This window comes from Streptomyces sp. Edi4 (assembly GCF_040253615.1).
Lineage (GTDB): Bacteria > Actinomycetota > Actinomycetes > Streptomycetales > Streptomycetaceae > Streptomyces.
Map to the genome: position 1 here is coordinate 6894954 of NZ_JBEJGY010000004.1, position 17103 is coordinate 6912056.

The 17103-nt window shown below is 70.1% G+C and carries 15 protein-coding genes and 1 pseudogene; 7 read left to right on the forward strand and 9 right to left on the reverse strand.

What is annotated here, in order from left to right; translation table 11 throughout:
- Positions 1-3: 3 nt before the first annotated feature.
- Both ABR738_RS33060 and ABR738_RS33065 read right to left on the reverse strand, forming a co-directional pair.
- Positions 4-534 carry a toxin-antitoxin system, toxin component gene (locus tag ABR738_RS33060; RefSeq protein WP_350234849.1) on the reverse strand — a complete coding sequence of 177 codons (531 nt, stop codon included), beginning with the start codon at positions 532-534 and terminating at the stop codon, positions 4-6.
- A gap of 227 nt (positions 535-761) precedes the next feature.
- Positions 762-1424, reverse strand: coding sequence for a helix-turn-helix domain-containing protein (locus ABR738_RS33065; protein ID WP_350233603.1), 663 nt, complete (start codon positions 1422-1424; stop codon positions 762-764).
- Between the two features lie 262 nt (positions 1425-1686).
- Between ABR738_RS33065 and ABR738_RS33070 the strand changes: the two genes are divergently transcribed.
- Together ABR738_RS33070 and ABR738_RS33075 are read left to right on the forward strand one after the other, a co-directional pair.
- The gene (locus ABR738_RS33070) at positions 1687-2454 is read left to right on the forward strand and encodes an MmyB family transcriptional regulator (RefSeq protein WP_350233604.1); all 768 of its coding nucleotides are present in this window, start codon (positions 1687-1689) and stop codon (positions 2452-2454) included.
- A gap of 146 nt (positions 2455-2600) precedes the next feature.
- On the forward strand, positions 2601-4739 hold the full coding sequence (locus ABR738_RS33075; RefSeq protein WP_350233605.1) for a tetratricopeptide repeat protein: 2139 nt from the start codon (positions 2601-2603) through the stop codon (positions 4737-4739).
- 210 nt (positions 4740-4949) lie between these two features.
- Here the strand turns inward: ABR738_RS33075 and ABR738_RS33080 are convergent, their stop codons facing one another.
- The gene (locus ABR738_RS33080; RefSeq protein ID WP_502964180.1) at positions 4950-6761 is read right to left on the reverse strand and encodes a hypothetical protein; all 1812 of its coding nucleotides are present in this window, start codon (positions 6759-6761) and stop codon (positions 4950-4952) included.
- Positions 6762-7552: 791 nt separating this feature from the next.
- Between ABR738_RS33080 and tdh the strand changes: the two genes are divergently transcribed.
- Positions 7553-8581, forward strand: coding sequence for an L-threonine 3-dehydrogenase (gene tdh / locus ABR738_RS33085; RefSeq protein WP_350233607.1), 1029 nt, complete (start codon positions 7553-7555; stop codon positions 8579-8581).
- A gap of 275 nt (positions 8582-8856) precedes the next feature.
- Positions 8857-10038: a glycine C-acetyltransferase gene (locus ABR738_RS33090; protein ID WP_350233608.1), complete on the forward strand. Its 1182-nt coding sequence runs from the start codon at positions 8857-8859 to the stop codon at positions 10036-10038.
- A gap of 294 nt (positions 10039-10332) precedes the next feature.
- Here ABR738_RS33090 and ABR738_RS33095 read toward each other — a convergent pair whose 3' ends face one another.
- From ABR738_RS33095 to ABR738_RS33100, 3 genes and pseudogenes are all read right to left on the reverse strand, one after another.
- The gene (locus tag ABR738_RS33095) at positions 10333-11028 is read right to left on the reverse strand and encodes a recombinase family protein (RefSeq protein WP_350233609.1); all 696 of its coding nucleotides are present in this window, start codon (positions 11026-11028) and stop codon (positions 10333-10335) included.
- 64 nt (positions 11029-11092) lie between these two features.
- Positions 11093-11266, reverse strand: a pseudogene (locus tag ABR738_RS37800) (zinc finger domain-containing protein); the annotation flags it as partial.
- Between the two features lie 78 nt (positions 11267-11344).
- Positions 11345-12226, reverse strand: a complete 882-nt coding sequence (locus ABR738_RS33100) for a helix-turn-helix transcriptional regulator (RefSeq protein ID WP_350233610.1) — start codon at positions 12224-12226, stop codon at positions 11345-11347.
- Between the two features lie 139 nt (positions 12227-12365).
- Between ABR738_RS33100 and ABR738_RS33105 the strand changes: the two genes are divergently transcribed.
- From ABR738_RS33105 to ABR738_RS33115, 3 genes are all read left to right on the forward strand, one after another.
- Positions 12366-12629, forward strand: coding sequence for an Atu4866 domain-containing protein (locus ABR738_RS33105; RefSeq protein ID WP_350233611.1), 264 nt, complete (start codon positions 12366-12368; stop codon positions 12627-12629).
- Positions 12630-12773: 144 nt separating this feature from the next.
- Positions 12774-13532, forward strand: coding sequence for an SDR family NAD(P)-dependent oxidoreductase (locus ABR738_RS33110; RefSeq protein WP_350233612.1), 759 nt, complete (start codon positions 12774-12776; stop codon positions 13530-13532).
- A gap of 162 nt (positions 13533-13694) precedes the next feature.
- A complete protein-coding gene (locus ABR738_RS33115; protein ID WP_350233613.1) occupies positions 13695-14462 on the forward strand; it encodes an SDR family NAD(P)-dependent oxidoreductase in 768 nt (255 codons plus the stop codon).
- Between the two features lie 72 nt (positions 14463-14534).
- Here the strand turns inward: ABR738_RS33115 and ABR738_RS33120 are convergent, their stop codons facing one another.
- From ABR738_RS33120 to ABR738_RS33130, 3 genes are read right to left on the reverse strand one after another with little or no spacing between them, the layout of a single operon-like run.
- Entirely contained in the window at positions 14535-15308 is a 774-nt protein-coding gene (locus ABR738_RS33120) for a Tn3 family transposase (RefSeq protein WP_350234850.1), read from the reverse strand.
- Complete coding sequence (locus ABR738_RS33125; RefSeq protein ID WP_350233614.1) at positions 15203-15796, reverse strand: Tn3 family transposase; 594 nt, start codon at positions 15794-15796, stop codon at positions 15203-15205. The genes ABR738_RS33120 and ABR738_RS33125 overlap by 106 nt, the downstream gene beginning before the upstream one ends.
- On the reverse strand, positions 15790-17001 hold the full coding sequence (locus tag ABR738_RS33130) for a hypothetical protein (RefSeq protein ID WP_350233615.1): 1212 nt from the start codon (positions 16999-17001) through the stop codon (positions 15790-15792). Before ABR738_RS33130 ends, ABR738_RS33125 begins: the two co-directional genes overlap by 7 nt.
- Between the last annotated feature and the right edge of the window lie 102 nt (positions 17002-17103).

Sequence of the window (17103 nt, forward strand, 5' to 3'; positions counted from 1 at the left end):
GCCTCAGCCCTGCGGACCGCGGTACCCGAGCGAGGCCTCGATGCGTCCTGCGAGCATGTCGCGGCGCACCGGGCCGCGCGAGCCCGTCCCGGTCAGCCAGGGCCGGCACTTGCTGCCCAGGAGCAGTCCGAAGCTCTCGGCGTCCGTCTCCTCGGACAGATGAGAGCGCGTTCTCGCGGCCACCTTGCGCACGGCGGCGCCCAGGTCGCCGTGTGTGGAGAACAGCCGTGCCGCCACAGTGGCGCCGTCGACATGGTGGCTGCCGTGTCCGGCGTCCATGTGCCACAACTCATGTCCCAGGATGACCAGTTGATGGTCCGGAGCGGTGCGCTCCTCCACCACCACCAGGTCGCGATCCGCCATGTCGAGCCAGAGGCCGCTGGCCGTTCCGGGTGGGAAGGCCGCCATGCGGAACTCCACGGGGCGGCCCCGGCGCCGGCTCATGCCCTCGCACAGGGCCGCGTACAGGGCGGTGGGCTCCGCCGGGGCGGGGATCGTGATGCCCGCGACCAGCTCGCCGCACAGCCGGCGCATCTCCTTGCCTATGCCCACCGTTCTCCCCGCAAGCCGTTCATCGAGCAGCATTCGTCGAGCAACCCGTCACGGTTCAGCACTCTGCCGAGCCGTGCGCGATTGATCCAGTCGACATTGAGCCCAAGTTCGTTGAACTCGCCATCACTCCAAGGCCGGAAACCAACGGCGGTCGGCGTTCGGGCAGGCTGATGCGCTCCGGAGAGCGTGTTCGCCGCGTGGCCGGGCCATCAGGTCTCCGACTGCTTCACACTCTCCAAGAGCATGTCCAGCCACTCGGTCACCTTGTCGCGGTGTTTGTCGGTGGGGAGTTGGGCGGCCCGCCAGGCGATGCCACGGACGCCGTGGTCCTGCAACAGACGCTCCAGCGCGTCACCGCCGGGTGCGCCGTCCGCCTCTTGACGCTCGCGGCCCGCGAGTCGCTGGAGCAATTCCTGTTCGGTGCGCAGCAGGGCGCCGCCGAGCGCGTCGGTGTCGTCGGCCGTCAAGAACCCCGCGTGGACGCCGAAGAAGCGCTGGATCGCGTCGCAGTGCTCCATGGTCGGCCGCCGGTCGCCATTGATCAGCGCACCCGCCTGCTGGCGCGACATGCCGGCACCGTCAGCGATCTCCTGTTGCGTGTGCGGGCGGCCGTTGGGCTTGCGGCGGGTGCTGCGCAGCAGACCGAACCGCTGCAAGAAGCGTGCCTGCAGGTCGGGTTCACCGGCGGGCCGGCCTTCGAGCAGCAGGCTGACCACGTCGGCCGGGACGCCCGAGGCCTCGGAGAGCCGGTGGACGTCGAACACGTCCGCATGATTCATGCCGAGCTTTCCGGCGAGCTCGGCCACACGGGCGACGACGGCCGCGAGGGGGCCCGTGGCCGCCGGTCCCGGAACCAAGAAGCCGTCCGTCACCAGTAGTTCTCCTAGATCATGAGAGTCGGCGGACACAACAGTGGATGCTCCGGAGGCTAGCGGTTCCCGGCAACAACAACCAGAACTTGCCACAGTTGTGGCGCAATCAAAGCTTCGGGGGGCCGGAATGCCACGATGCTTGACATCATTGTGGCGGCGGTATCAGGATCGCCACGCGGTGTGAAGATCGCCCTCCGAGCCCCGGGCGGGCCCGAAGGCCGGCCGCCGCACTCGCGGGCCAGCAAGAGGAGTCGCGTACTCGATGGCGGAAGAATCGGTGGCGAAGGATTCGGTGACGAAAATTCCGGCAGCGCACGTCCCCACGGCGGAGTGCCCGTTCGCCCTGGTCCAGGAGCGTCCCGGACAGCAGACGGCAGCGAGGGAGCACGCAGCCGAGAAGACGACAGCCGAAAGGCACGACACCTCGGAGCTTGAGGGAAACCCCGAGCTCAGGGCCTATGTCCATGACTACTTCACGATGACGGACGCCCTGCCCTTCCCGTCCGTGGTCCTCGACTCGGGCTGGGGCGTGGCCCATTCCAACGCGGCCTACGACGCCCTCTTCGATGGCGTCGGACCGCACCCCACGGCGATGCCCGGCCACAACTTCCTGCGTTTCGTCCTGTTCCACCCGGAGGCCGCCAGCGTGCTGGCCGAGCACGAGACGGCCTGGTGCCTCCCCCTGCTGGCCCAGTTCGCCGAGGCGTTCGCTGACGATGAGAGCGCTCCCTGGCTCAGGGACATCCGGCGCGACATCGCCGACGACCCGATCATGGACGCCGCCTTCCGGCTCGGCCTTCCGCACTGGGTCAAGGCGGTCGGTGACGCCGCCGTGCACCACGACGGCGCGGTACGGCAGGTGTGCCACCCGGACCCGGGGCGCGGCCGCACCAGCTGCCGCCTTTTCATCGAATCGCCGCGTACGCTGCGGGAGTTCGGGCTCCGCCGCCTGACGATGGTCCTGCGTGAGTCGGAGCCGGCCGTGGCTCGGCGCGGGCGCGGACATCTCAGCGTGGTGTCCAGCCGTTAGGGCGCGCGCCGAGCCGTCGAGTGCTCGCTTGCGAGCCCCGCGCGCCGAAGGGTTTCGGCCAAACGTTGGGGAACTCGGTCGCCCCGAAAGGATGTTGCTAGCGTGGCGGCGGCAAGCGGGGGCGACGGGCGAATCGGGGGCGGAACATGCTGGACCTCTCGTCGGCGGAGGCCGTGGCCGCCGTACTGGGCGCGGTCGGCGCGGGGCTGGCCAACGAGGCGGGCAAGGCGGCCTGGGAGAGCGCGGGCGGTCTGGTCCGGCGCATCGTGGGCCATGAGGTCCGCGCTCCACGGGATCGCGACGAACTGAGCGGCGTGGCCCAACTGGTGCACGACGCCGTACGCCAGGACCCCGGCCTCGCCACGGCCTGGACCGCCTTCGCCCGCAGCGCCCCGCGCCCGGGCGACGCCGACCTACGGCCCGTGCTGCGCGCCTCCACCCGGTTCTTCACCGACCGTGAGAGCGAGCGCAAGGCGCTGAGCCGGGAGGCCTCCCGCCGACCGGACGGCCGCCCACGGGTGGCGGTGCTGCACGGTCCGCAGGGCATCGGAACGAGCGCGCTGGCCCTGCATTGGGGCTGCGCCGAACTGCGCCGCTTCCCCGACGGACAGCTGTACGCCGACCTGCGCGGCGCGGGACCCGCGGCGGGAGCGGACCCATCGGCCGTACTTGGTTCGCTGCTCGGGCAGTTGGGCGTCCCGGCGGCCGAAGTCCCGCCCACCCGCGAGGACCGTGAAGCACTGCTGCGTGCCTGCACCACGGATCGCCGGCTGCTGATCGTTCTCGACCACGCACGGTCCGCGGCGCAGATCCTTCCCGTACTCACCTCCGCGCCCGGCGTGTTCGTCATCGTGACCGCCCGCCACCCGCTGCCCGGTCTCGACGCGGTGGGGATCCCGCTGAGAGCGCTCTCGGACAAGGACGCCCGGCGACTGCTGGCCGTGGTCACCAAGGCGGGGAACGTGACCCTGGACCGGGCGACGCTGCCCGCCGTGCTGGAACGCTGCGCCGGCTCACCGTTCGCGCTGCGTGCCGCGGCGGCCCGCCTCACGGCCCGGCACTGGCAGCAGGACGGGCAGCCGAGCGGCGACGCCGCCCGCACCGCGGTCGCCGACGGGATCCGTGCCCTGCGGCCCGACGCGGCACGCGCCTTGCGACTGCTCGCCCAGCGCGACTGGCCCGCCATCGACGCCCCGCTGACCGGGGCGGTGCTCGGCATTGAGGAGACGGCCGCCGGACGCGTCCTGGACGAGCTGGCCGCCGTCCGCCTGGTGGAGAGCGCGACCAACGGCACGTACTGGATCAGACCCCTGGTCCGGGAGTACGCGGCGACGCAGGGACTCAGCGAGGAGGGCCCCGCAGCGGTCGAGGAGGCCGTCCGCGGGGCGGTGCGGTGGTGTGTCTCCTTCGCCGAACCGGCGAGCAAGGCGGCCCTACGGCAAGGATGGCGGCTCGGAGAACCGCAGCAGCCTGCACCGGCCGGGGCACGGTACACCGATGCCGGCGAGGCGCTGACCGCTCTGCGCGACACACTCGGCACTCTCCTCCAAGCCATCGCCGCGGCTGAGGAGTTGGGCGACGCGGATGCGGTCTTCCGCCTGAACCAGGCTCTGTGGCCGCTTCAGCTGAAGATGGGCTGCCACGACCAACTGCTCCCGGCCCTCGACGCGGGCGTCCGGGTCACACGCTCTTGGGCACCCGACTCCAGGGAGGCCGCGCGCATGCAGACCCTGCTCGGCCTGAACCTCACCGAGTTGCGCCGGTGGCCCGAGGCTGAGAGCGCTTTCACCGAGGCCGCCCGCATCGAGGAGGCGGCCGGCCATAGCCGGGGCCACGCCACGGCCGTCGAATCGCTGGGGCTGCTGCGGCTGCGTGAGTGGCGTTTCCGTGAGGCGTACGACTGTTTCGAGGCGGCGGACCGCATCCTGGACGGTGTCCGCCCCGACGGCGAGGGCAGCCACGATCTGCCGCGTGCCCGGGCCCTTCTGCGGCGCCACCGCGGCCGTGCCCTGCGCGGTCTCGGTCAGTGGGCGCCGGCGCGGGAAGAGCTGGAGAGCGCTCTCAGTTTCTTCCGGGCCACACATGAGGCGTACAACACCGCGCGTACGCTCACCGACCTCGCGGAGACCCTGGAGGCGAGCGGTCGGCCGACGGAGGCGTTGCCGCTGATCGAAGAGGCCACCGCGGCGCTGGCCAACGAGCAGGCCCACTACCCCCTGGTCCATTTGAGAGCGCTCCGCGAGCGGTGCCGGGAGCAGGCGGGGGAGGGATCCGACCGGGGGTGAGAGCGCGTTCAGGAACGTTGGCCGGCGCGCTTCGTTTCCTTTCCGTCCGGTGTGGCCCGGTGCCGTCGGTGCTGTCCGGTGCCGCGGGTGCCGTCCGGTGCTGCTCGTCGCTTCCTGAGCCGATCCGTTACTTCCTGAGCCGATCCGTCACGTCCCGGGTTTGGTCCAGGCCCCGAGACCCCCGCCGTGTGGGCGCTCTCATGTCGTGCCTCATGCCATGCATGTCGTGACGGTTACGCGGTGCGCGGCGGTGCCCGTGCGGATGGTCAAGCCGTCGTCCATGGCCTCCCGGGTGGTCCGGCCCGACGTCAGCCAGGCGTGCAGGGCCGACGCGGCGGATGCCGGGTCCAGGCCGTTCGGCTCGCAGATGAGGCGGACGCGGTGCCCGGTGCGGGTTTGTGCCATGCACTCGTCCGGGCCCGTGATGTAGGCGGCGAGCGCACTGTGCGGGTGGCGTCGCAGTACCTCCGACGTCCACTGCGCGGGTGAGCCGAAGCGAGGGTCGTCGGGCTGGCCTTCCCTCAACAGGACGTCTGCCAGGTCGAGTTGTGTGCGGTCGCGTGTGTCCTCGTGGACGGCGATGTGGATGTGGCCTTCGCCGGCGGCCTCGTACCAGGGCTCCATGTAGCGGGCCACGTGAATCTCGTACGGGTCCGAAGTCAGGCGGGTGAGGACACTCAACGGGGCGGTGGCGGGCCGGCGTTGGTATGGGGGGAGACGTAGCGGCTCCAACAAGGCGCGCTGCTGGGGCTCGGGGGTTTTCATGAGCCGGTAGAAGAGGCCCCGCAGCAATGCCGCCGATGCGCCGGGCGCCGAGGTGGTGAGGTCGGCCGGGCCCGGGAGGGGGCGATGTTCGGTGATCAGGGCGTCCAACTGGGCGGCCAAGGGCGCGCACGGGTCGAGCCGAGGGGCCTTGCCGACGAACTCGGCCACGGGGGAGTGGGGATCGAGTCCGTCCGAAGGGGGTGCGCCGAGCAGCACCGGGGTGCCGAGGGCCGCCGCGTAGTAGCTGACCGAGCCGTGGTCCCCGAGTACCGCGTCCGCCGCGAGCAGTGCCTGGCGCCAGTCGTGCAAGGGGTCGACGAGTATGAGGCCGCCGCGCAGGGACCGGTCCAGCCAGGCTCGGATCTGCCCGGGGCCGTGTCCGTGCCAGATGTTGGGGTGGAGCACGGCTGCGACCCGGTACTCGTCGGTGGGCAACTCCGCCGTGAGCCTGGGCAGTAGGGAGGGGAGTACGTCGTCGCCTCCGCCATCGCCGAACAACGACTCGGGGTTCCAGGTCGAGTTGAGCACGATGAGCCGCTGGCCTCGGCGTACACCGAGTGCTCTGCGAAAGCGCTCTCGGTACGGTCGGGCGGCCAGCATGCGGTCGAAGCAGGGGTCGCCCGCGAGGACGGCCGTAGGGGCCGCCTCGGGGCACGCGGCGCGCAGCCGGTCCAGTTGTTCCGGATGTGAGAGCACCATGGCGTCCACGATCGGAACGCCTTCGTGCAGCAGCCACTCGGGAGAGAGGCCGAAGACGGGGGGTGTTGGGGGTGCCGTGGGTATTGTGGAAGCGCTCTCAAGTGGCCGCCCTTCGCGCGCGACCTCCGCTGAGAACGGCGTCCCGGCGTCCCGGCGTCCCGGCGTCCCGGCGTCCCGGCGTCCCGGCGTCCCGGCGTCCCGGCGTCCCGGCGTCCCGGCGTCCCGGCGTCCCGGCGTCCCGGCGTCCCGGCGTCCCGGCGTCCCGGCGTCCCGGCGTCCCGGCGTGGCAAGTGTTTTATTGTATCCGATGCCGTGTGAGAGGAGCGCCAACCTCCCTTGGAGCAGGTGGAGTTGGCCTCCCAAGCTGGCCGTGATGACCAGGTCCACCCTTGTCTCGAGCGCCTGGTCCCAGGGGAGTACCGGAATCCCCATCTCCGCGAGCAGGGCCTCCACGCCGCCCTGGAAGGCCGAGGAGCCGGTGCAGGTGGCCAGGAGCTGAATGCGCAGGTCGTCGTGGAAGAGGGGGAGTATGTCGAGCAAGCGGGTCGCCGATGTCACGTTGTGCACCACCAACAGAACGCGTCGGCACCGTCCGCGGGTCGCCCAGCGGGCGGCGTCCTCACCGACCGGCACCCGTATATGCCGGGCGTTCGCCGCCTTCACCGTGTCACCCCCCGCTTCACGTCCACGCCATCCTCTCGATGTCCCCCGGTTGTGGTGGAGCCACGATAGCCAAGGGACTCGGCGAGCCGAGGAGAGTCGCTGAGGTGGGGGCCTGCCTGCCGTCCCCAGAGGCAGCCAGGTCCGGAGCTCCAGCGGAAGTGGGCCCGTTTGAGAGCGCTCTCCGCCCCAGGGAGGCCATACCCCAGGGAGGCCATACCCCAGGGAGGCCATACCCCCAGGGGGGCCATAGGTGTCCCCGTTGCGCACCAGGCACCCTCCCCCCCGGCCCTCCAACACCCGCCCCGCCCCCGCCCTCGGCTGCGGACTGCTCCATCCGGATGGTTCTTCTGCTCGCCGGTGTGCGCCGTGGTTTCGGGCCCGGCGGGGCGTGGCGGCCGCGCGTGGTGACGGCGGAGAGCCGTGCTGAGGGAGGTTCCTGCTGTGAGGCGGGCGGGGCGCGTGGGGCGCGCGTGAAGCTTGGCTGTTGGCCCGCTTAAGAAATCCTCGATGGACTCGGAGGCCGGGGCTCGGCAGATTGGTGATCAGTCGGATCGGCCGGCCCTCTCGGTCTGCCCGATCTGGTCACCCAGCACGTGCGGGCCAGTACGTCCGGCCGGCCGTCACGCCGTACCCCGGCCACCGTTTCCGTGGCCGGCAACCCTCTCCGTACGCCGGGAGCCCCGCCCATGAAGGCACTTGTCAAGCAGCACGCCGAACCCGGACTGTGGCTCATGGACGTACCCGAGCCGGAGACCGGGCCCGGTGATGTGCTGATCAAGGTTCTTCGTACCGGCATCTGCGGTACCGACCTGCACATCCGTTCCTGGGACGGGTGGGCGCAGGGCGCCGTCGAGACGCCTCTGGTCCTCGGCCACGAGTTCGTCGGCGAGGTCGCGGCTGTCGGCGCGGACGTCGCGGACATCGCCGTGGGTGATCTGGTCAGCGGCGAGGGGCACCTGGTCTGCGGAAAGTGCCGCAACTGTCTCGCCGGGCGCCGCCACCTGTGCCGCTCGACCGTCGGCCTCGGCGTGGGGCGCGATGGTGCGTTCGCGGAGTACGTGGCGCTCCCGGCCTCCAACGTGTGGGTGCACCGGACCAAGGTCGACCTCGACATCGCCGCCATCTTCGACCCGTTCGGCAACGCCGTGCACACCGCGCTCTCGTTCCCGCTGGTGGGCGAGGACGTGCTGATCACCGGCGCCGGCCCGATCGGCATCATGGCCGCCGCCGTCGCCAAGCACGCCGGTGCGCGCAACGTCGTCATCACCGACGTCAGCGAGTCCCGCCTGGACATCGCCCGCAAGGCCGGCGCCACCCTCGCGCTGAATGTCGCCGAACACGGAATCGCCGACGCTCAGCGGCAGTTGGGCCTCAAGGAGGGCTTCGACATCGGCCTGGAAATGTCGGGCCGCGCCGAAGCCATGCGCGACATGGTCGCCAACATGACGCACGGCGGCCGCATCGCGATGCTGGGCCTGCCGGCCCAGGAGTTCGCCGTGGACTGGGCGAAAATCGTCACCTCGATGATCACCATCAAGGGCATCTACGGACGCGAGATGTTCGAGACCTGGTACGCCATGACGGTGCTGCTCGAGGGCGGCCTGGACCTCAGCCCCGTGATCACCGGCAAGTACGCGTACCAGGACTTCGACGCCGCGTTCGACGAGGCCGCCACCGCTCGCAGTGGCAAGATCATTCTTGACTGGACCGCCTGACCGCCTGACCGCCTGACCGCCTGACCGCCTGAGTGTCGCCGTGTCAGGGGGCAGGGGGCAGGGGGTCAGGGTGTCACCGTTCGGCGGGCCTGCCGAGGGCCGGGCCTCCGGTCGGCCCGGGCCTTCGAGTCGGCCCGGCAGCCGGGGTGGGCCGGGCCCCGGCACGCCTGTCCTGGTCGGCCCGCACCCGCGCAAGCCGGCCCCGTAACGTCCCTCCAGCCGCGCCCTCCCGCAGGCCCGCCCCGCCTTCCGCCCGCCCAAGGAGCACATCCCGCATGTACGCGAACGTCCGCGACGACCTCCAGAAGACCCTCGACGAGATCAAGGAAGCCGGGCTCTTCAAGCCCGAGCGCGTGATCTCCACTCCGCAGAGTTCGTCCGTCACGGTGCCCACGGGCGACGTGCTCAACTTCTGCGCCAACAACTACCTCGGCCTCGCCGACCATCCCGAGGTCGTCGCCGCCGCCAAGGACGCGCTGGACCGCTGGGGTTACGGCATGGCCTCGGTCCGCTTCATCTGCGGTACCCAGGACGTGCACAAGGAGCTGGAGGGACGCCTTTCGGCGTTCCTGGGCCAGGAGGACACGATCCTCTACTCCTCCTGCTTCGACGCCAACGGCGGCGTCTTCGAGACCCTGCTCGACGCCGAGGACGCGGTCATCTCCGACGCCCTCAACCACGCCTCGATCATCGACGGCATCCGGCTTTCCAAGGCGGCCCGTTTCCGCTACGCCAACCGCGACATGGCGGATCTGGAGGCCAAGCTAAAGGAGGCGTGCGGCGCGCGCAGGCGTCTGATCGTCACAGATGGCGTGTTCTCGATGGACGGCTACATCGCACCGCTCAAGGAGATCTGCGACCTCGCCGACCGCTACGACGCCATGGTGATGGTCGACGACTCGCACGCCGTCGGCTTCACGGGTCCCGGTGGCGCCGGCACCCCGGCCCTGCACGGCGTGAGCGACCGCGTCGACATCATCACCGGCACCCTCGGCAAGGCACTCGGCGGCGCCTCGGGCGGCTATGTCGCGGCCCGCGCCGAGATCGTGGCCCTGCTGCGTCAGCGCTCGCGCCCGTACCTCTTCTCGAACTCGCTGGCCCCGGTCATCGCCGCCGCGTCCCTCAAGGTCCTCGACCTCCTGGAGTCGGCCGGCGATCTGCGCGAGAAGCTGGCCGCCAACACCAAGCTCTTCCGCACCCGGATGTCCGAGGAGGGCTTCGAGATCCTGCCCGGCGAGCACCCCATCGCCCCGGTCATGATCGGCGACGCCGCCGAGGCGGGCCGCATGGCCGAGCTCCTGCTGGAGCGTGGCGTGTACGTGATCGGCTTCTCCTACCCGGTGGTCCCGATGGGCGCGGCCCGCATTCGCGTGCAGCTCTCGGCGGCGCATTCCACCGAGGACATCGAGAAGACGGTGGCCGCGTTCGTGGACGCCCGGGCGTCGATGAAGGGCTGAGGTCCGGTTTGGGGGTGCGGCGCCGACTGGTGAGGCGATGGCCCCGAGGACGGCGAGTCGGGGAGGTGGCACGGAGAGCGCTCTCAGGGCGCTGTCGTGAGTCATGGCGTCACGGCGTCATGACCTCACGGCGGTGGGGCGTCGCATCGTCCCCTGGAGCAGCCTCGGGGCGGCTTCGGGGCAGGCAGGCTCGGGCGCGCGGGTGAGAGCGCTCTCAGGGCCGTGACCGGGGCCGCAGCCTCGGACTTGGCCCCGGTGTCCTAGCTCAGACACCAGCCGCAAGGTAACGGGTGATCATACGCTCGCCGTCGTGGCGGCCTTCTCGTCGTGCTCGCGGAGCATTCGCATGACGGTGGCGGGTGAGGGGTGCTGGCCCTTCTTCGTGCCGGTGGTGATGACGAGCCGCTTGGCGATGTCGCGCAGGCTCATCTCCTGGTCGCGCAGGTGGAGGGCCATGGACAGCATGTCCGGGTCGGTGACGCCCGCGCCGCCGATGGTCTTGCCGCGCTTTCGGGCGGACTCATGGCCTTCGAGGGTGCGGTCGCGGATGTACTCGCGCTCCATGCCCGACATGGCCGCCAGCACGGTGAAGACGATGCCGGACGGGTCGTGCGAGCCCTTCAGTTCCCCGGTGAGGAACTCCAGTCCGACGCCACTGGCCTTCAGTTCCTCGGCGAGCATGGCGAGTTCGATGCCGCGGCCGAGCCGTTTGTGCTCGTGGACGACGAGGGTCACGGCGGCGCCGGAGGAGCGGATCTCCCCGGCGAGCTTCACGACGGTCTCCAGTTCGGGGCGCTTCGTGGCGCGGGCGGAGATCTTCTCCGAGAAGACGCGGGTCACCCCGCCCGCGGCGAGGGAGTCGAGCTGCGCGTCCAGGGACCGCCGGGCGGTCGAGGCGCGGGCGTAGCCGAGGCGGATGTGTCCGACCGGTTCGGCGCCGGCGCTCACGGGCCGGGGCAGTTCGGTCCACGCCGAGCCGGGATTGCGCACGGCGGGGGGTCGGCACGCTGAGGGCCTTGGCGAGGTGGGACACGAGGCGGAAGCGTGCGGTGTGGTACTGGATGGCCACCTTGCCCTTGCCGGTCCGGCAAGGCGAGCCCGCGGGGGCCGCGCAGGAGGACATGGGGCAGTCGCGCGATTCCACGCGGCTGAAGTCGTCGCTCACACCTCGGGACGTTTCATGGGTGTGTTTCAGTAGGCAAGTCGTTTGCAACAACTTATGAAACATGATTGCCGCGGGTGGGCCGCCGGGCGGCCGGGTGTTTCACGAGCGACCACCTATGAAACGCGCTGAGGCGAAGTCGCATTATCGGTGCGGGTCTCCGGGTTGTGTTGGCTGATCAGCTGTGTGCTGGGAGCGGTCTTGGCGCCGGGTGGCGTGGAGGGAGCCGAGCAGGTGGAGGGAGTGGGCGCTGGGGCTGCCCGGTTCGGCGTGGTAGATGACGAGCTGCTGGCCGGGTGCCTCGCGTACGTCGAACGCCTGGTAGGTGAGCGTGAGCGGGCCGACATCCGGGTGGAGGAAGTGTTTGGCGTCCTGCGTCTTGCCTCGCACGGTGTGGGACTGCCACAGGCGCGCGAAGTCCGCACTGTGCTCGGTGAGGGTGCCGACGAGTTCGCGCAGCCGCGGGTTGTCCGGTTCGAAGCCGGTCGCCTCGCGGAGGTTGGCGACGGTGGCTTGTGCCGCCCGGTTCCAGTCCGTGTAGAAGGTGGGGCCGGCCGGGTCGAGGAACGTCATGCGGGCGAGGTTGTCCGCCGGGGTGAACGCCGAGTAGAGGGCCTGGGCCAGCGCGTTGACCGCGCGGAGGTCGAGGGTCCTGTTCATGACGAACGCCGGGGTGTTGGGGTAGCCGTCCATCAGCTGTCGCAGGGCGGGGCTGACGCGCCCAGTGGAGTGAGGCGAGAGTCGGTCGCCGGGCGTGGCCCCAGCCAGCCGGTACAGGTGCGCCCTGGCGTCCTCGTCGAGGTGCAGCGCATGACTGAGAGCGTCGATCACCTGGGGTGAGGGGTTGCGTTCGCGGCCTTGTTCGAGGCGGGTGTAGTAGTCGGCGTTCACTCCGGCCAGGACGGCGACCTCCTCGCGCCGCAGTCCGGCGACTCTGCGGGTCCCGTGGCTCGGCATGCCGACGTCGTGCGGGCGCAGGGCGGCGCGGCGTGCGCGCAGGAAGTCCCCCAGATGGTTGTCGTCCATGTCATCAGGCTAGGCGGCGCGCCGGTGGGCTGCCTGGGTGTGGTGCACCCAGGGAGCATGCGTCCTGGGTGGTCGCCGCTGACCTGTGCAGACTCGGTGGAGCGGGAGGGACCGCACCGTTCGAGGAGAGGGGGCAGCCATGGCGGCGATCGAGGACGGCCACGTGGACGTGGTCGGTATGTGGGTGACCGAGGACGGGCACATTCGGCAGGAGCTGCTGCCGGACGGCCGTTACGACGAGGCTCGCGGCGGGCGGGCCAGTGCGTACACCGGCCGTTACACGGTCACCGGTAGTCACCTGGACTACGTCGACGACACCGGGTTCACCGCCACAGGGGACATCCGCGACGGAGTGCTCTACCACGAACACCTCGTGCTGTACCGAGAGTCGAGCCCGTCGTAGCGGGGCGGCGAGCGTAGCGGGACAACGAAGTTCGGACAGCAGCTGCTCCGGTCGAGGAGACCGACCCTCGTGGGAGTGGACCGACTGCCGAGGCAGGCAGCAGTCGCTGACAGACGTATCAAACGCAAGGAAAGGACCGTATTCATGACCGGACGACGTCTTGAGGGCAAGGTGGCCCTGATCACGGGCGCGACCGGGGGGATCGGTGTGGAAACCGCCGAACTCTTCGCCCAGGAGGGCGCCCGGCTGGTGATCACCGATGTAGCCCGGGAACCCCTCCAGAAGCTGGCGCGGCGCATCGAGGCGGGTGGCGCGGAGGTGGCGACCGCCCACCTCGATGTCTCCTCCGCCCGGGAATGGGAGGAGGTGACGGCCCTCGTACGCGATCGTTTCGGCGTGCTGGACGTGCTGGTGAACCTCGCCGGAATCCTGGACTGGCCGGGTATCGAGGACACGCGGGAGGAGGTGTGGGACCGCGTGATCGACGTGAACCAGAAAGGCACCTGGCTCGGTATGAAGGCGGCGATGCCGCTGCTGCGAGCGAGCGGCAACGCGTCGGTGATCAACACCTCGTCCGTGCTCGGCCTGGTGGGCAGCGGCGCGGCCGCGGCCTACCAGGCGTCGAAGGGCGCGGTGCGCCTGCTGAGCAAGACGGCTGCGGTCGAGTACGCACGGCAGGGCGTACGGGTCAACTCGATACATCCCGGAGTGGTCGCCACACCGATGATCCAGGACCTCCTGGAGGAGCAGGGCGACCAGCAACCGGACATCCAGCGCACCCCCATGCGCCGAGCCGGCCGCGCCGATGAGGTCGCCCCCGCGATCCTCTTCCTCGCCAGCGACGACTCTTCCTTCGTCACCGGCTCGGAACTCGTCGTCGACGGCGGCCTCACCGCACACTGAACAACCCGCCCGCCGGGCGTCCACGACGCCACCCGTGCGCACGCCCGGCAAGCGCGCTCATCTCCTGTGCCGTCTGCCTCGCGAGTGCGTGACCGTACAGCAGCCAAGACAGCCGGCGCAGGAAACTGCGCGCGACCCCGATCTTTACGAGAGGACCTCATCATGACGCCCACCGCCGCGTCTGCCGAAGCATCCGAGTTCGCCGGGAAGACCGCCCTGGTCACCGGGGCCGCGCGCGGCGTGGGCAAGGAGACCGTGGCACTGCTCCATGCCCGTGGCGCCCGCGTCGTCGCCGTCGACCTGCGTCCCGACGTCACGACCCTGCAGGACGAATTCCCCGGCGTACTCGCGATGCGGGGCGACATCACGCGGGAGGAGACCGCCGTCCACGCGGTCCGCTCGGCGCTGGACACCTTCGAAGGACTGGACATCCTGGTGAACAACGCCGGACGCACCCTGAACAAACCCGTCACCGAAACCACCGCCGAAGACTGGGACACCGTGATGGCCGTCAACGCCCGCGGATCCTTCCTCTGCGCCCGAGAAGCCTTCCGGGCCATGCGGAGCCGGGGCGGCGGGAGCATCGTCAGCACCGGGTCCTACGCCGGCACGGTCGCCCTGCCCGAAGGCGCCGCCTACAGTGCGTCCAAAGGCGCCCTGGCCCAACTGACCAAGGTGCTCGCCGTCGAAGGCGGACCATGGGGCATCCGCGCCAACCTTGTCGCCGCAGGCGTCATCGAGACCGACTTCCTCGACACGATCCGCCCCGACAGCCGCGCCTACCTCGCATCGTTCGCCGACGCCCAGCCCCTGGGCCGAGTCGCACAGCCCGACGAGATCGCCGAGGTTCTCTGCTTCCTCGCCTCACCACGTTCCAGCTTCATCACCGGAGCCGTGGTACCCGCAGACGGCGGCTTCACCGCCGTCTGACGTGACGGGGCCGATCAGCCGTTGCTCGGACACACCACCCTGCCTGCCGGACGGCGGGTTGCCGGAAGTTCGTCATCGCGTCTCCGTACGTGATCGACCGGCGGTGTCTGTCGCGCCACGGGCACGGGGCACCGTGAGCCCCAGGTCGAGTCGCTGGTCCATGTCCAGGCGGAAGGTGCCGTAGGGGTTGACGTTGGACCAGAACAGCGCGGTCAGGCCGCGCCGATCCTCCTCGCTCAGCCTCGGTGCCCAGGCCGGTTCGGCCAGGACCCGCTGCACCAGCAGGGAGTTGACGTGCACGAGCGCGGACTGGAGCAGGTGCAGGGCGAGCATCGAGGTCTCGGCATGCTCCTTGTCCGGGCCGGTCAGGGCGCCGTCCTTGCCGTAGTGGAGCACGGTGTTCGCGCTGTTCCAGTTCTCCACGGCCTGAAGCCCGCCGTGGATCTCCCGGCGCAGGCCAGGACTGGCCAGATAATCGCAGGCGAACACCGTACGAACTGCGCGGCCGAGTTCTTCGAGAGCCTGGTAGGTCGGGTGCTTGGGGCCGCCGCGGGTGAAGCGCCGCAGAACCTGCTCGGCCTCCGCCGTCCCGAGCCGGAGCGCGGCGGCGTACTTCACCATCTGGTCGTACTGCTGCTCGATCAGGTCCCAGCGGATCGGCCGCGTCAGGGAGGGTCCGAGTGCGGGCCGGCCGGCCGGGGTGTCGTCCGGACGGTACAAGCGGATACTGCCGATGTTCTTCAGACGCGGCAGCAGGCGGAAGCTGAGCAGCTCGGTGAAGGCGAACCCAACGACGCTCGCACGTGGGTATCGACGTAGTTGGACTCGATCTCGGCGTCCGTGCAGTGCCGCAGCAGGCCCTCGATCATCGCCGCGACCTCGGACGACGAACAGCTCTTGAGCTGGGAGTAGATGCAGACGTTCTTCCGCTCGACGTGCCAGTAGATCATCACGCCGTTACCGCCGTAGCGGGCGTGGTACTCCGTCATGAAGTTCGAGGACCAGGACCCGAACTTCTTCGAGTCCGACGCGCACGCGGTGCCCTGCCCCCACCAGTCGGTATCCCGGGCGGCGAAGGTGGCGTTCACCAGCTTCGTTACAGCGGCCCGCAGATTGTCCACGGTGATGAAGTGCCGGCGCACGTGCCGCAGCGCAGCCTCGCTCTCGCGGTGCTCGCCGGTCGCCACGATGGCGCGGATGCCCATGTTCGTGCCCAGTGCGAAGAGGGCCAGCAGCAGGCGGCGCTGGAGGACATCACGCTCGATGCGCTCATACGCGGCCACCGAGGAGAACTCCCCGGTGAAACCGGTGAGGAAGTCGGCGTTCTTCAGCACATCCAGCAGATCCAGGACGCCCCAGCGCCGTGCGACCTCCTCCTTGAGGGCTGGAGGCCGGTGGGCTCGGCCAGCGGCTCCTGCTTCGGCACGGTGATCCACGACTCGCCCTTGCGAGTGGTGACCTTCACCCCGCCCGCCGAGCCGTCCGCGAGCGCGCCGGACAGCCCGTCCAGGCCCGCGGCCATGCGCTGCCTCAGATCCGCGATGAACGCCCTCGGGTTCAGCGGCTGGCGGATCGCGGCGTAGTGCACGGCGCGAGTGGCCTCGAAGTCGCCGGGCAGATCGTCCTCCGGGTTACGCCAGCGCGCGGCGCCTGCGACGTAGATCTCGCGGCGGCGCACCGCGTCCCGCAGCGCGACCAGGACACACAGCTCGTACGGGATGCGCTCCACCTTGCCTTTGTCGTCGACGACCGCCTCGCGCCAGTCCTTGCGCACCACGCCGTCCATCGGCACCACGTCCGTGGCATCGTAGAAGCGGGTCTTGCCGTCGACGTCGGCGTACTTCTTCAACAGCTTCATCGCGTCCATCACCGGCCGACAGGCGGTGTTGTTGCACTTGAAGCCGAGCGTGTTCAGCAGCGGCGGAAGCATCTGCCGGTAGTACGAACTGTACGACGACCGGAGCGTGGTGCGGACCTTGGCCTTGAAGACCTTCTCGTTCGCCTTCGCCTCCGCCACCAGCTCACGGAGTGTCTTCTCCCCGACCACAGGGAACAGGGCACGGCGTACGACCTCGTCGGGCTTGTCGACGGCGGCCGTCGCCAGCTTGAAGAGGATGCCCTCCTTGCCGCGCACCTTCTTCAACTCGGCGGTGAGCTGCTTCTCCACCCGCCGCTCGGCCCGGGCGTTGATCTTGTGTACCAGGGCGGCCAGCAGATCGACCAGGGCATCGGTGATCTCCGCCTGACGTGACGAGCACAGCGCCGCGAGCAGGGCGATCCGTACGTCCTCGCTCGTGTCGCGGAAGTCCGAGGGGTACATCTTGATCGCCCGCGCCCGCCACGCGGCCACCAGCTTCTCCGAGCAGTCCGCGAACAGCCCGTCGGGCAGCCCGAGCTTGCGTACGTCGTCGAGCTTGGTGATCTCCGTCAGCAGCGAGTCCAGGCCGACCGCTCCAGGGCCGCGTTTGAGCGCGGCCAGCAGGGCGGTACCCGGCTCGTTGTCCTCGGCCACCAGGGGCAACAGCCGCGCCGTGCCCACCTCGCCCAGGCGGCCGATCGTGCGGGCGCAGAAACGTCTTCTCCCACTTGCCCCGCGCCGCAACCTTTGCGGCTGGTGTCTGAGCTAGGACTCCGGGGCCGA